12 protein-coding genes and 1 pseudogene are annotated in these 14792 nt (G+C 29.6%); 5 read left to right on the top strand and 8 right to left on the bottom strand.

The annotated features are described in order from the left end of the window. Nucleotides 1-38 precede the first annotated feature (38 nt). From B6F84_RS02485 to B6F84_RS02475, 3 genes are all read left to right on the top strand, one after another. Complete coding sequence (locus B6F84_RS02485) at nt 39-497, top strand: hypothetical protein (protein ID WP_148690761.1); 459 nt, start codon at nt 39-41, stop codon at nt 495-497. Nucleotides 498-501: 4 nt separating this feature from the next. Then, nucleotides 502-1110, top strand: a complete 609-nt coding sequence (locus tag B6F84_RS02480; RefSeq protein ID WP_148690760.1) for a methyltransferase domain-containing protein — start codon at nt 502-504, stop codon at nt 1108-1110. Between the two features lie 63 nt (nt 1111-1173). Further along, nucleotides 1174-1977 carry a cation diffusion facilitator family transporter gene (locus B6F84_RS02475; protein WP_148690759.1) on the top strand — a complete coding sequence of 268 codons (804 nt, stop codon included), beginning with the start codon at nt 1174-1176 and terminating at the stop codon, nt 1975-1977. Here the strand turns inward: B6F84_RS02475 and nurA are convergent. From nurA to B6F84_RS02450, 5 genes and pseudogenes are all read right to left on the bottom strand, one after another. After that, the gene (gene nurA / locus B6F84_RS02470; RefSeq protein WP_148690758.1) at nt 1961-2950 is read right to left on the bottom strand and encodes a DNA double-strand break repair nuclease NurA; all 990 of its coding nucleotides are present in this window, start codon (nt 2948-2950) and stop codon (nt 1961-1963) included. The two genes, B6F84_RS02475 and nurA, sit on opposite strands and share 17 nt — an antisense overlap. Continuing rightward, entirely contained in the window at nt 2940-5576 is a 2637-nt protein-coding gene (gene rad50, locus B6F84_RS02465; protein ID WP_148690757.1) for a DNA double-strand break repair ATPase Rad50, read from the bottom strand. Before rad50 ends, nurA begins: the two co-directional genes overlap by 11 nt. Beyond that, nucleotides 5566-6711: a DNA double-strand break repair protein Mre11 gene (mre11, locus tag B6F84_RS02460; protein WP_148690756.1), complete on the bottom strand. Its 1146-nt coding sequence runs from the start codon at nt 6709-6711 to the stop codon at nt 5566-5568. The genes rad50 and mre11 overlap by 11 nt, the downstream gene beginning before the upstream one ends. A gap of 6 nt (nt 6712-6717) precedes the next feature. After that, entirely contained in the window at nt 6718-8196 is a 1479-nt protein-coding gene (herA, locus tag B6F84_RS02455; RefSeq protein WP_148690755.1) for a DNA double-strand break repair helicase HerA, read from the bottom strand. Between the two features lie 243 nt (nt 8197-8439). Beyond that, nucleotides 8440-8985 (bottom strand): annotated as a pseudogene (locus tag B6F84_RS02450) (rubrerythrin); the annotation flags it as partial. A 230-nt stretch (nt 8986-9215) separates the two neighbouring features. Here B6F84_RS02450 and B6F84_RS02445 point away from each other — a divergent pair. Continuing rightward, nucleotides 9216-10718 carry an NAD(P)H-hydrate dehydratase gene (locus tag B6F84_RS02445; RefSeq protein WP_148690753.1) on the top strand — a complete coding sequence of 501 codons (1503 nt, stop codon included), beginning with the start codon at nt 9216-9218 and terminating at the stop codon, nt 10716-10718. Between the two features lie 87 nt (nt 10719-10805). Here B6F84_RS02445 and B6F84_RS02440 read toward each other — a convergent pair whose 3' ends face one another. Further along, complete coding sequence (locus B6F84_RS02440) at nt 10806-11255, bottom strand: peroxiredoxin (protein ID WP_148690752.1); 450 nt, start codon at nt 11253-11255, stop codon at nt 10806-10808. Between the two features lie 55 nt (nt 11256-11310). Here B6F84_RS02440 and ppcA point away from each other — a divergent pair, with 55 nt between their 5' ends. Beyond that, nucleotides 11311-12843, top strand: a complete 1533-nt coding sequence (ppcA, locus tag B6F84_RS02435; protein WP_148690751.1) for a phosphoenolpyruvate carboxylase — start codon at nt 11311-11313, stop codon at nt 12841-12843. On the opposite strand, the gene B6F84_RS02430 is transcribed toward ppcA, so the two are convergent. Then, nucleotides 12832-14016: an amidase gene (locus B6F84_RS02430; protein WP_148692811.1), complete on the bottom strand. Its 1185-nt coding sequence runs from the start codon at nt 14014-14016 to the stop codon at nt 12832-12834. The two genes, ppcA and B6F84_RS02430, sit on opposite strands and share 12 nt — an antisense overlap. A gap of 23 nt (nt 14017-14039) precedes the next feature. After that, entirely contained in the window at nt 14040-14471 is a 432-nt protein-coding gene (locus B6F84_RS02425) for a hypothetical protein (RefSeq protein WP_148690750.1), read from the bottom strand. Nucleotides 14472-14792 lie beyond the last annotated feature (321 nt).

The raw sequence follows: 14792 nt of genomic DNA, 5'->3' as shown, positions 1-14792 counted from the left end.
TATTGAAGTTAATAAATGACTAAAACAATATATTACTTATGGAAAACTTTAGAGAGCTTATTATTGATTCCATATTGTCCAAAAAGTTTAGTAACTTCAATGAGATAGAGAATGATGGAATAAAAAAACGTAATTCATGCATATATTATGATGGAAATTTTTGCAAAATATTTTTTGAAGAAAAAATAATTAGCTCATGGACATCAAAAGGAAAAATTAAACCTCACCCTATTTTATGCTATATTTGCCCTTACTTTTCAATAAGATATAATGACATAGCTCCAAAATCAAGTTTAATAGATATTTATCTATATTATATAAAAATGAAAGATAGTATAGAAAGAGAAATCGAATATATAGAGTCTAAAATGAATAATATAATGTATGCATATTCATCGATAAAAAGAAGAAAAGAGGAGTTAATTCTACTACTCAACGATATAAACGACAAGATAAAACTTACTTTAGAACTTATTAAACTATCAGAACAGATATAATAACATGGAAATATTTAATGATCCAGAAGGATACTCAGCATGGTATAAAAAGAACTGGAAAATTTACCAAAGCGAAGCTAAAGCTGTTAAAGCATTAAATCTACGTAACTGTTTAGATATAGGAGCTGGTCCTTCAATATTTCATGAAGTTATAGATGGAAGAAAAATATCATTAGATATCTCAGAATTTATGTTAAAAAACGTAGAAAATTCTGAAGATAAAGTACAAGCTCATGCGTTATATTTACCTTTTAGGGATAAATCTATTCCTTGTACTTTTATTTCAGTTACTATATGCTTTATCAATGATATCGAAAGTCTAATAAAAGAAATAAAAAGGATTACTAAATCAGTTTTCTCAGTTTGCTTCATCCCTAAAGAATCACCTTGGGGAATATATTATGAAAATCTAGGCAAGAAAGGCCATAAATATTATTCACAAGCACATTTCATCTCTAAAAATGAATTACTAAATGTATTACAAAAATACTTTAAAGTGATAGATGAAATCTCCACATTAACATATTCCCCAAATGAAGAAGAAAAAATTGAAGATCCAAGTAAAAATTTAGAAGGTTCATATATATGTATAAAAACAATACCTTTAGATTAAGCAATCATATTTTTAGGGATAACCTTAGAAATATATAAAAAACCAAAATAAAAAATTAGATTAATGAGAAGTGTAATTAGCTTCTGGTTAATATTTATTATTCTCACAATATTTAGCATTTATGGAAAAAGCGCGTTATTAGCCTCAGAAGCGTTTCATGCATTTTTTGATGCACTAGTAGTCACAATTTCAATCTATGCAATAAAAAAATTAGATAATATTAACTCAGTTTACACATATGGTATGCATAGAATGGAAATATTATTCTCTTTATTAAACATTCTAATAGTAATTATAGGTGCAATAATAGGTATAATTATTTCAATTCTCTTTATCATTCTCAGAATAGAAGATAATCCATTTATAGTTATAATCGCATCATCAATAGCTACCATTTTTGGACTTATAGCTTCTTCTGAAGAAGAAAAAGATGAAATTAAAAAAAGTGTTAAACTTCATGCAATACTTGATACGTTATCTTACATTCTGGGAATAATAGCAGGTTTAGCAATATTTTTTACAAAGTATTATATTTTAGATCCTATTTCGTCATTAGGAATCTTAGGTATTATAGTGCTAAAAAATTCTTCACAGATTAAATCATATATTGATGTACTAATGGAAAAATCTCCTATAGATACGTATAATATAGAAAAACTTTTAACACCAATTTTCCCGACTGTACATCATATTCATGTATGGAGCATATGTCCACATATTAAAGTAGCAACTCTCCATATAACTGAAGATCCTAATACTACACTTCTTGAAATGGATAAAAAAAGAAAATATATTGAAAAACTACTTTCTGAAAATTTTAATATAAATCACGTCACAGTTCAGTTTGAGACTAAAAAAACTGATTAGGAATCCAAGTATTCCCTTGTCTTCTAATTAAATTAAATAGCGCCAAAATCCTAAGTCTATCTTCTCTATTGGCCTTTACTTCAAAATGAACCTTTAGTAAGGGGTATGGATATCCATTAACAGAAACTGCAAATAGATAGTCCATTATATTTTTTATAAATGACTCATCTATTCTGCCAACTATATCAACTTTCAGAACTTTTTGACCTTTCTCTAATCTCATCAAAAATGAGGAAATTTCTAGCCCTTTTAGAACTTCTATTTCATTATTCTCAGCTAGAGTATCAGATTTTATTTGATGTATTCTTGGTTTAGTGTATCCAGGATTTTCTGTTAAAGATTCTAAAATAGCTATATCTGAAACTTGTTGCATAAAAATGTCTTTGCCCCTACTGTTTTTTGATATCCATAATGTCTTATCTCCATATTTTTGAACTAATTTGCTCAATATTATCTGCTTATTTAAGACTAAATTTTTATAAGATTCTTCTTCATCATCAGAATTCAAAATATCATCTATATTTTGTATTTCATTTCCTGAAATGCCATTTCCTTTACCTAACTTTTTGATAATACTACCATCCATTAATATTATATCCGACTTACATCCATTTCTTAATGCTAGACTTAATTCCAGAATGTTCATTAACTCTGAAACCCTTTCTTTACCTAAATTACCTGGGCTAAAAACTCCAACTTTTACTTCACTATCTATCGAAGAATATTCTTCTATTCCTTTTGCTAAAATTGCCTCTGCATTAGAAACATAAATAGTGCTAAATCTTGTTTCTTTAACAAATTCTCCACCATCTATAGCAATAAACGACTTCTGGATTGGGGAAGGTTCATAATTTATCCAAACTTCTTCTATCTTATCTTTAATTTTATCTTTAAATGTATCCTTAAAAAATTGCATTTTATCTTGTATTTTATCATGATTTTTAGCAATTTCCTCATACACTTTATTGATCATCAGAAACACCTTCTTTTACAGCACTAGAATCTCCCTTTTTATATACATTAATAATATAATCTGATATCTCCTTAACTTCGTCATCATGAGTAACTATAATGATCTGAGGAACTATACTCATAGCACTTCTTATTATATTAAGCAATTCTCTTCTTCTTTCTTCGTCTAAATGAATAGTTGGCTCATCCAATATCATAAATCCTATCTCGTCTAATAACGCTCTAGCTATAGCTAATCTTAAGGCTAAAGCTATAGAAATTCTTTCTCCTCCACTTAGCATTTCAATATCTAAATCATATCCGGCTGTATTGAAAGCTGTTATTTTTGTTTTCCCTTTCTTACTCTTTCCTCCAATTTCAAAATCTACAGAAACTCTAGAAAATGATAAATTGAACATACTTAGTATATCATTAAGGTTATTCTCTATTTTTGGTTTTACATTAGAAATTATAAAATTTTGTAATCCACTACCACTCAAATCATTTCTTAATTTTTCTAATTTTGATAATCCTTTTTCTATCTGTGGTATTTTATCTATACTGGTCTTTAATTTCTCTAATTCAGAATTGATCTGTTCTAAAGACTTTTTGTCAGCTTCAAGCTTGCCCAAAATTCTCGATATCTCTTGACTCATAGAATTTACTTCTTGATTTAGAGTATTAATGGAATTGATAAGCTCATTATATTTTGCTTCATCAAAATCAAGCCTTAAAATCTCGGCATTAATAGTTTGAATTTCATTATCTATCTCTTTAATATCATCAAGTTCCTTTTTCTTTCTTTCTATTTCTGCTTTTATTCTTATCAAAATCCCTTGTTTATTGTTGTATTCCTTTTCTATTTGAGATATTTTAAAAGATATTCTTGAGATCTCTTCATCTGGTATTGTTAATTGAGATCTCAACTGGGAGTATTTAGAGTTTAGCTCATCCAAACGTTGTAATATTTCCTGCTTATTTTTTTCTTTCTCCTCTAATTCGTTCTGAGTATATCTTTGTAATTGAAGATATTTTTTATAATATTGCTCTAATTCCTCAAGTTCCTTCTCTATACTTTCATATTTATCATGACTATCTTTTAGTTGATTTAATGTTTTTTCTTCTTCTATGATTTTTTCTTTAAGATCATTTAATTCTTTCTCTTTACTCTCTTTTTTTGCTTTTAACTCTAATGCTTTCTTTATTTTAGTTTCAATATTACGCTTCTCTTCATTAAGATCTCTTAATTCTTTTTCAATTTTTTGAATTTCTATTTTAATGTCTTTAATTTTAGTTTCACTTTCTTCCCTTATCTTTTTCTTGTGTTCCTCATCTAATTCTCGTCCGCAGACTGGACATATATTACCATGGACATCATTAAGATTTTTAATAATTTTTAATAATTGATTTACGCTTTCTTCTTTCTGACCTTTTTCAGTATTCAGATTTTGTATTCTTTCTGATATTTTATCTAGATCATTTTGCAACTTATTTATATCAATAAATATTAAAAATCTTTGTAATTCATTTTCTAAATTATTTTCTTTTTCCCTATCAGAGTCATACACACTTTTAATTTTATTATATTCTAAATACTTTCTTTTTAATTGCTCTAAGATCTGTTTATTTTCTTCGTATTTTTTAGCCTTATCTTCTAACTCTTTTTTAGTATGAAGATTTTCTTTATATTCATCAATTTCCCTAGATAATTTTTGTAACTGATTATTATTATCCTTAATACTCTGGCTAATTAATTTTAATTGATTTATAATATCATTAAGTCTCTGTAAGTTTTCCTTCTCTTCTTGTAATTGCTTTAATTCCGTATCAAGCTCTTGTTCAATTTTCATTTTTTCTTCTAGATCCTTTACATCTTCCTTTATTTTATTTAATTGAGTATTTGCATTTTCTAATTTAGCTTTTAGCTCAATATATCTTTCTCTTTTTTTATCTTCTTCTTCCTTATTTTTTTGTAATTGATTTAGTTGTAATGTTTTTTCCTCCTTTTGAGCTTCTAAACTTTTAAGATTGTTATTTAGGTTATCTATCTCTTTTTCAAGATCTTTCTTTTGAGCTATTTTAGACTCATACATTTCTTTATCTTTTTGCAAATTCTCTAATTTCATCTCTAATTCTTTCTTAACTGAAAAAATAGGACCATTACTGTCAGTAAGCTTCTCTAAATTCTCTAATTTCATAACTTTTTTCATTACATCTGCAAGATCTTTGAATATACTTTCTATGTCTCCTTGTCTTACTATAACTGTAGATAATAATATGTCTTTATCTAAGTGTAAAATTTCTTGAACTTTTTGAGATACTTCTGAACTTCTATATGCTAAAGGCTTGCTGTTTTCTAGAATTGAATCTTCAGTACTTGCTGGAATATTTCTCCTAATTGTATATATTTTTCCTTTACTATTGTCAGATAGAACTATTTCAACCGTTGATGTTTTCTTACCTTTTCTTATCAAGTTATTCATATTTCCTCTAGATGGTTCACGAAATAGAGAAAATACTATACCGTCAATTATAGAACTTTTTCCAGCACCATTAACTCCTACTATTGCATTTATATTTCCTTTAAAACTAACTTGTGATGATTCATGACTTAAAAAATTTTTTAGAGTAATCTGTTCAATTTTCATTCTCTACACCTATAAATTTTTTAATTAGTTGATTAATATCTTCAGAATCGTATTTATTTATAATTTCTAAGATAGTTTTTATTTCATCATCAGTATATCCTCTAGATTTTAAAAATGCGGAAATTATTTCTGATATAGTACCACTTGATGGTAAATTTATTTTTTCTTCCTTACCCATCGCAGTATTATCTTTAGCTACTCTATAATATTCTGTATAATATTCCAATTTAGATAACTTTTTGAAAATAACTGTTTTACTTACGGAACTTCCTTCTAGTATAATATGAAGAATTGGTTTCTTTTTACAGTTAGAATATTTTTGAATTACGCTTTCTATGTTTTTATCTATATCATTCGTATTTATTGTTACAAAATCTTGTGGTCTAATGTCCAAATTTATAGGATGAATTTCAACATCTTTTTTACTTAAATCTACTAAAAATGCACCTTTTCCAAATTTCTTATATCCCTCAATTTCATCATCTCTTATTATATCAGGAGAACCTGCAATAGAAAGTATGCCGCATCCTAGTTTTTCTATTTTTCTAGTATGAAAATGACCTAAAGCATAATAATTAAATCCTTTTGGTAAATCTCCTTCTTCAATTTGCCATGCATTATCATAAGGAAGAATATTTCTTAACCCTTGATGCAACATTAATATATTTCTATTTCCTGTTGGTTTTAATTGTTGTAAAGTGTTTAGTAGTCTATCTTTTGAGATGGTAGGAATATGCTTTATACCAAAAATCTGTAAAGTAAGACCATCGTCATTTATATCAAAGTGTTCAGTATTATCACCGGTTAATAATTTTAGGAAGTTTAAAGAGTCGGCAAGGAATTTTTGTGGATATATAGCATTTCGTTTCTTTGGCGTATCATGATCTCCAGGTATTCCAATGAAAGGAATACTTTTATCACCTAGTTTCTTAAGATTATCAACCGCAACCTTCAAGGATTTAACTGGAGGATGATAAGTATCAAATAAGTCTCCTGTATGAATAATTGCCTTTACATGCTCCTTTATTGCTATATCTATAAGTTGAGAAAAAACCTCATAAATGTCCTCTTCTCTAGAGTCTAAATTATACTTTCTAGCTCCTAAATGAGTATCAGAAATATGAAGAACTTGCATCAATTCTCACCCAAAATCTGCAAATCCTTTATTAATAGAATACTCTTCGTCAGCTTTTTCCCATTCTTCAATCATATTTGGATCTGAACCACCTAATAATCCTGCAAATTTATCAATTTTTAATACTGCAGGAATTTTAACCAAGTTACCTATAACTAATGCTTCACCAACCCCTAGGGAAGATAACTGGTTAACTAAATCTTCGCTTAAATTATCGCTTGCTTCTAAAACATACTTTTTATCAGAAGGCTCAACAATTCTTAAAATAATCTTATTAGTCATTTGACTTAGAATATTCTCATCAAGCCCCTTAGGTCTTTGACTTACTATTATAAGACCAACACCAAATTTTCTTCCTTCTCTTGCAATCCTAGAAGCCCAGAATTTTGTTAAAGTATCATCAGTTTTAGATAAGAATACATGAGCTTCCTCTATGACTGTAATCACTGGAAACTTTAATCCATTTCCTTTTCTCTTATATTCTTTTCTTGCATCTAAAATTCTTCTTAGATAATGAGAAACGATAGCATCCATCGTATCTTCGTCTAATGGACTAATATCTACCACATTTACATTATGCGTCTTTAAATTTGATATAATATCTTTAGAAGTTAAATCAATTATCCCAGAATATTTATCTGCAAATTCTTCTAACTTATTCTTTACTTCATCCAAGGAATCTTTCTTATTGCCTTTTTCTTGCTCGCTATCAATAATACTTTCTAAATCTGACACAAAATTATCATTCAATTCTTCATAATCGATTTGTCCATCTTGTATTTTTTTCTTAATCTCATTTTGATACTGTACAAATGCTCTCCTTAGAATTCTATATTGTATTGGGGCATTACCCTTAATCTCTAGAAGAGTTGCAAATTCCCTTGCTGTTAAATATAGGGGATTTAATCGTGGCTCTATAACATTTAATGGATTTAAATCACTCCTAGAGTATTCTCCATGATAATCAAATATAAGTACTGATCCCTTTAAGTTAGCTATCCTTTGAGATAATACAGCTACAGTATTAGATTTTCCACTACCAGTAGCTGCAAGTATTGCTAAATGTCTTGATAATGCACTTACTTTAACTTTTACTGGAACATTAGCTCCTATTAGTCTTCCCAAAGATAAGTCACCCTCAGAAAAAATTTTATTTAATTCCTCTTCTTCCGCCAGTCTTACTGGAGAACCTGCAATAGGTGGTAAATCAGGTTGAGAATCAGTATTCAAATCATAAAGCAGTTTCACTACGCCTTTAATATAGTGAGGAATTGTAGAATCTATTTTATTTAGTCGTTCTATCAGCTTTATATCTATAGTGTTCCCATCAATCATTGGACTTCCTCTAGTGACATCAGTTATCATACCTAGAACTTTCTCACCATCATATTCAATAATTGTATATAATCCAAGCCTAATTGGTTTTTCTGCTAAAATTGTAGCTTGCTGAGGACTAGCATCCCCAATAACATAACCTATAATCATTAAAAATAAAATAGGAGACAACAATATAAAAACTATACTAAGCTGAAATAGGTAATACAAAAAATTAAATATAGCTTATAGGTTTCTAATTACTTTCTTAGTAGTCTCTGCAATGTCTTTTTCTTGCTCTGCATAAGCGCATAACATCTTCTCTACGTCTACATGCCCTTCTTCTTTAGCCTTCATAGCAACATTATTGTACTCAGCTATGTGCTCCTCATCTTCCTCCTTAGCAAAATCCTTCAACATAGCTAAAACTCTAGCAGATGTTTCAGCTATTCCTTTCTCTTGGTCTGCATAGGCACAGAGCATTGTTTCTATATCGACGTATCCTTCTTCTTTAGCCTTCATAGCAACATTATTGTACTCAGCTATGTGCTCCTCATCTTCCTCCTTAGCAAAATCCTTCAACATAGCTAAAACTTTTTGTGAAGTTGTTGCAATGTCTTTTTCTTGCTCTGCATAAGCGCATAACATCTTCTCTACGTCTACATGCCCTTCTTCTTTAGCCTTCATAGCAACATTATTGTACTCAGCTATGTGCTCCTCATCTTCCTCCTTAGCAAAATCTTCTACTAATCCAGTTACATCTTTATTTGCTAACAATTTTTCAAAAATTCCCATTGCATGACCATATTCTACTCTGGCTTTTTCTCTTAGCATCTTTGCTTCTTCTTTCTTGCCTAACTTATCTAATTTATCTGCGAGAAAACTTAGAGTTAAGTAGTCTTCTGCATTTGCCTTAAATAATTCCTTTAACCCCATTTCGGTTTCTTTTCCTAAGGCCATGTTAGCCCACTATATAATAGTAAAGTTATTAGTTTATAAACTTTAATTAAAGATACATAATAATACAATCGTACTAATATTTCATATTAAGAAAGAGAACTAAAAATTAGTAACATTAATTATTAAGATAAACTCATATTTAAATGATGATGACTGACTTCAATACTGGAATTATGAAGAAGTAACCCGAATCTGAAAACCTTATTTAGAAATTTGGATTTTATTTATTTATGATAACTTCTAAAAGAATGAGAATTCTAGAAATAAACTCAGAAGCTTTTGGAGTACCTACATTATTATTAATGGAAAATGCAGGAAGATCAGTAAAAGATGAGATTTTAAAGGAATTAAAAGATATAAAAGATAAAACAGTGTGCATATTTGCTGGACATGGAGGTAAGGGTGGCGATGGCTTAGTAGCTGCAAGGCATCTAGCATCAGAAGGAGCTAAAGTAAACGTCTTATTATTAGGTGAAAACAAGCATAAAGATGCAATAAGTAACCTTTTAGCTGTACAAAACTTAGATTATACTATTTATTTAAAGGCCATAAAGGATGTTGAAGAATTAAGCCCTTTAGAATGCGACATATTAATAGATGCTATGTTAGGTACGGGATTTTCAGGAAAGCCCAGAGAACCCTTTAGAACTGCAATTAACGTATTTAATAGGAGCAAAGGTTTTAAGGTATCTATTGATGTTCCTTCAGGTATAGATAGTGATACTGGTGAAGCGCCGGGAGAATATGTTATCCCAGACATAATAGTCACTTTTCATGAATTAAAACAAGGTCTAAGTAAATTTAATAATGTAAAAGTATACAAAATTGGAATACCAATAGAAGCAGAAATTTATGTTGGACCTGGAGACGTTCTAATGAATATAAAGAAAAGAGATATGAAAAGTAAAAAAGGAGCAGGTGGAAGAGTACTAGTAATAGGTGGAAGCTATACATTTAGTGGCGCTCCAGCATTATCTGGATTAGCAGCTTTAAGAACTGGAGCAGATTTAGTTTATGTAGCTTCTCCAGATAAAACATCCTTTACCATAGCTTCATACTCACCAGATCTTATTGCAATAAAACTTTCTGGTGATAATATAAATCCTGCCAATTTTGAAGAGTTAAAGCCTTGGATTGACAGAGTAAATTCTGTAGTTATAGGTCCTGGTATGGGATTAAATCCAGAGACTAAAGAAGCATCAAAACTGATCGTGAACTATCTTAAAGAAACTAATAAACCTAGTGTTATTGATGCAGACGCATTGAAGTCTATAAGCGGTTATGAGTTATATCCTAATGCAGTTATAACTCCTCATGCAGGAGAATTCAAGATTTTCTTTAACGAAGAACCAAAAACTGACAATAAAGAAAGAATACAACAAGTTATAGAAAAGGCTAAGCAAGCTAAATGCGTAGTATTACTTAAAGGATATTTTGACATTATAAGCGACGGCGTTCAATTTAAATTAAATAAATCTGGAAATCCTGGTATGACAGTAGGCGGAACTGGAGATACACTTACAGGAATAATAGCTACATTATTAGCTCAAAAATTAACTCCATTAGATTCTGCAAGTATAGGAGCATTTATAAATGGCCTAGCAGGATCATTAGCTTATCAAAAATATGGTAACCATATTGTTCCTACAGATTTAATTAATGAAATACCTAATGTAATAAATGATCCCCTAGAAAACTTTAAGAAAAGAGTATATGACAAGGTATTGTACTAATTACTTTCTAATATTATAGCTATACCTTCTATTAATGATCATAATTTAATAGACTTTACGAAGAATTGTTTTATTAAAATACATATCTTACTTTTTGGATTTTATAACCTCTAATGCTCTATCTGCATGCTCTTCAGCTTTTTTAAGCTTGTCTAAAATATTTATTATTTTTCCATTTTCATCAATAATAAATGTTACCCTTTGAGCACTTGTACCTTTCTCATTTAATACTCCATATGCAGTAACTATTTTCTTTTCCTTATCTGAAATAAGAGGAAATTTGGCATTATATTTTTCTGAAAATTTCTTTACTGATGAAAGTGAATCTACACTAACTCCAATAATTTCAACATTATGCTCCTTGAATTCATCGTAAAGTTCTGTAAATCTTTGTAATTCTCTACTACATCCTGGTGTAAAAGCCTTCGGATAGAAATATAATATTACTGATTTCTTTCCCTTAAAATCTGAAAGTTTGATTTTACCTTGGCTAGACTCAGCTTCAAAATCTGGAGCTTCTTGCCCTACTTGTAACATAAGTTTTTAGTAATCTAATTAAAGTTTAAAAATTTTGGGCCCAGAAATAGAGCAAATGAGAAAAATACCTAAAACTATGTCAACTCAGCATCCTGATAACGCAAAAACTCCGGAATGGACTAAAAGCGAGGTTATAGAAGGTGACGATGAAGTAATAGAAGCATATTATGCTTATCTGGATTTAGGAATTCATGAAGTTATGTGGGATGCTGAAGGCAAAGATGTAGATACACATGTAGTTAGAAAGCTATTTTCAACTTATTCAGATTATTTCAAGAAAAATATATTAGGAGAAGATATTTTCTTAACATATAGATTACCAAATCCAAGGATAGAAGGAGCAGAAAGAAAAGTATTTGCTGAAACTATGGAAAGCATTCCAATAGCATATGATTTAGCAGAAAAATTCTATGGTCAAGGAAAAGTACCAGTTTTTGAAGTTATATTACCATTTACTACCGATTATCAAGAATTAGTATCAGTAGCGAAATATTATGAGAAAGCAGTTGCTGGAGAAGAAGAAATAGAGTTATTTGATGGAATTCAAGTCAAAGACTTAGTAGGAGAAATTTATCCTAAAAAGGTTGAGGTAATTCCTTTAATAGAAGATAAAGATTCATTACTTAAAATAAGGGAAATTGTTACAGGATATTATAAGGCTATTAAACCAAGCTATATGAGAGTATTTATAGCTAGATCCGATCCTGCAATGAATTACGGAATGTTAACTGCAGTACTATTAGCAAAGTTTGCCTTAAGTACACTCTATAAGCTAAGGGATGAACTAGGAATAGGAATTTTTCCAATTATAGGAGTAGGATCATTACCGTTTAGAGGTCATTTAAGCCCATTAAACTACGAGAAAGCAATGGAAGAATATAAGGGAGTCTACACATTTACGTTACAGTCTGCATTTAAATATGATTATGACGAAAGAACAGTAAAAGAAGCCACAAAAAGAATAAATGAAAATAAAGTACAAGAACCAAGAGAATATACAGAAAACGAAGAAAATATAATTAGAAATATAATTAACAAATACGTAATAGCATATCAACCAATAATTGAAGCATTAGCACCTGCAATTAATTTCATAGCACTTAACTTGCCTAAAAGAAGAGCAAGAAAATTGCACATCAGTTTATTTGGATATGCTAGAAGTACAGGGAAAGTAACTTTACCTAGAGCGATAAGCTTTGTTGGTGCCATGTATTCTCTAGGGATACCACCAGAAATAATAGGCATATCGTCATTATCTGATCTTAAGAACGAGGAATGGGATTTCTTAAATGAAAATTATAGAGGTTTAAGATTTGACTTGCAACAAAGCGCTAAATTCATTAATGCTGATGGCTTAGAAATAATAAAGGAAATTTGGAATATAGATGAAGGAATTATCAAGAATATTAAGAGCGATATTGATTTTCTAGAATCTCAATTTAATATAAAAGCGGGAGGAAATGATTATGAATCTAAAAAACATAATTTATTATCATCTCTAGCATTATTAGCATGTAAAGAGAAAAAAATGGATGAATTAAAGGATTACCTAAAAGAAATGGCATTAATAAGAAGGTCAATTGGATAATATCTGAAATATTTTTTCTGCTATATCAAGAATTTTTCCATCTTCAAATGGAATACCACTTATCATTAATCCTATAGGTAAATTATCTATTTTAGTAGCTGGAATAGAAATTGAAGGCGCATTTACAAGACTAAATAATTCCGTATTAGCTATTAGAAGATTTCTAAATTCTTTCTCCTTTCCTACAACATCAGATATTTTAGGCGCAGGTATCTTAGTAGTTGGAGATATTATAACATCTATATCTTTAAATGCCTTTATATATTCTTCAAAAATTACTCTCCTAGCTCTTAACGCGTCTAAATAATCTATAGCCCTTATTTTTAATCCACTCAGAAGAATATCTTTAACATCTGGAAAATACATACCTGGAGTAGATTCAATCCAATCCCTATGATACGATGCACCTTCAGCAACAGCTATAGTAGATCTTACATTACTTCCAAAAGCTAGCATAAAATTCAAATTAATTTGAACTAAATCAAAATATGAAGATAGTTTATTTAAAACACTTTTTAAAGATTTTGATGCAGGATCGTCACTAAATAGAAATACACCAAGTTTAGGTTTAGTCTTAGCAGTAGATAATAATACTTTTTTATTTTCTATTGGAATAGTAGCATATAATACTTTTTTAAGTGTTTCAAAATCTTTAGTTATAAAACCTAAAGAATCTAAAGTCCAACTAAAAGGTATAATTCCATCCATAGGGAATATCCCAGTAGTAGGCTTAAACCCTATTACACCACATAGAGACGCTGGGATTCTTATAGACCCTCCAGTATCAGTACCTATTCCAACATCTACCATATCTAATGCAACAGCAAGCGCAGAGCCTCCGCTTGAACCTCCTGTGATTCTTTCCTTATCTATTGGATTCCTAGCTGGACCTGCTATAGAGGATGTATTAGTAGCGCCTATAGCGAATTCGTGCGTATTAGTTTTACCTATGATAGTACCGCCTTTTTCTAAAATTCTATCTACTATCCATGCGTTTTCGGTTGGAATGTAATCTTTTAGAATTTTTGAACCTGCGGTAGTTTTTACTCCTTTAGTCATGATAATATCTTTTATTCCAAATTTTAATCCTTCTAGATCTCCTTTTTCCTTATATTGAATTTGTTTAATTGTTATGAATGCATTGTATATTGTATTTAATTCTTCTAACGTCATCTTCATTTATATACACCAATGGCTTAGGTAATTTTGTCGAAAGAATATCTACGTAGTTCATGAAGAACTATTTCTATAAACTTATTTATATCTTCTTCATCTATTCCTTTTTCCTTACATATTTGCTTTACCAAGTTTTCTACTAATGAATATTTTTTATATGTTTCATTAAGCTTTTTCCAATCTATACCTTTTAATGCTTCAGAAATTTCCTTATTAAATGGAATTTTTCCTTCAAGCATAAGAGCAGAAATAATAGGATAACCTATATAATTCCTAAATTTAGTACCATTATCATCACTATATACTCCCTTATCAGTAATTTTAACAATATATTTTCTATCTCCTTCTGAAGACGTTACTTCATAATGATCATCAACTTTCTTTACTCTTCCATCTGCTATTGCTCCTAATGCCTCTAACACTTTTATTCTAGGGGGTAATTTTAGTTTCATAGGAAACATAATATTAAAAATAATTAAAAGCTCTTCATACTATTAATTTCAATATAGATCCTTATAGATAGGTTTTATGAGAAATTAGCGAATAAGTTTAATTCGTCATAAATTCTAGCTCAAAAATAAGTGCACATTTTCCTCAGCATATGATCAGATACGCTTCCAATTTTAACTGACCTCCTCCTCTCCCTAAACTATCCATCCTCAACCTCACGTATGGAGACTTCCGCCCCCCAACCCCCACTAATGTTAAAGAGAGATATTTCCGATAACATCCACAATGAAATAAAACTATTATAATCGCAAAATTCAAGTATA

The sequence above is a fragment of the Acidianus manzaensis genome (genome assembly GCF_002116695.1).
Taxonomy (GTDB): Archaea; Thermoproteota; Thermoprotei_A; order Sulfolobales; family Sulfolobaceae; genus Acidianus; species Acidianus manzaensis.
Note: the sequence above shows the minus strand (reverse complement) of the source record. Positions and strands in the feature narration are given on the sequence as shown.

Excerpts from the sequence above, each read along its gene's own strand:
- B6F84_RS02425 (WP_148690750.1), bottom strand. The coding sequence starts at position 14,471 with ATGAAACTAAAATTACCCCCTAGAATAAAAGTGTTAGAGGCATTAGGA.
- B6F84_RS02480 (WP_148690760.1), top strand. The coding sequence starts at position 502 with ATGGAAATATTTAATGATCCAGAAGGATACTCAGCATGGTATAAAAAG.
- ppcA (WP_148690751.1), top strand. The coding sequence starts at position 11,311 with ATGAGAAAAATACCTAAAACTATGTCAACTCAGCATCCTGATAACGCA.
- B6F84_RS02485 (WP_148690761.1), top strand. The coding sequence starts at position 39 with ATGGAAAACTTTAGAGAGCTTATTATTGATTCCATATTGTCCAAAAAG.
- rad50 (WP_148690757.1), bottom strand. The coding sequence starts at position 5,576 with ATGAAAATTGAACAGATTACTCTAAAAAATTTTTTAAGTCATGAATCA.
- B6F84_RS02430 (WP_148692811.1), bottom strand. The coding sequence starts at position 14,016 with ATGACGTTAGAAGAATTAAATACAATATACAATGCATTCATAACAATT.
- B6F84_RS02475 (WP_148690759.1), top strand. The coding sequence starts at position 1,174 with ATGAGAAGTGTAATTAGCTTCTGGTTAATATTTATTATTCTCACAATA.
- nurA (WP_148690758.1), bottom strand. The coding sequence starts at position 2,950 with ATGATCAATAAAGTGTATGAGGAAATTGCTAAAAATCATGATAAAATA.
- herA (WP_148690755.1), bottom strand. The coding sequence starts at position 8,196 with ATGATTATAGGTTATGTTATTGGGGATGCTAGTCCTCAGCAAGCTACA.
- mre11 (WP_148690756.1), bottom strand. The coding sequence starts at position 6,711 with ATGCAAGTTCTTCATATTTCTGATACTCATTTAGGAGCTAGAAAGTAT.
- B6F84_RS02445 (WP_148690753.1), top strand. The coding sequence starts at position 9,216 with ATGATAACTTCTAAAAGAATGAGAATTCTAGAAATAAACTCAGAAGCT.
- B6F84_RS02440 (WP_148690752.1), bottom strand. The coding sequence starts at position 11,255 with ATGTTACAAGTAGGGCAAGAAGCTCCAGATTTTGAAGCTGAGTCTAGC.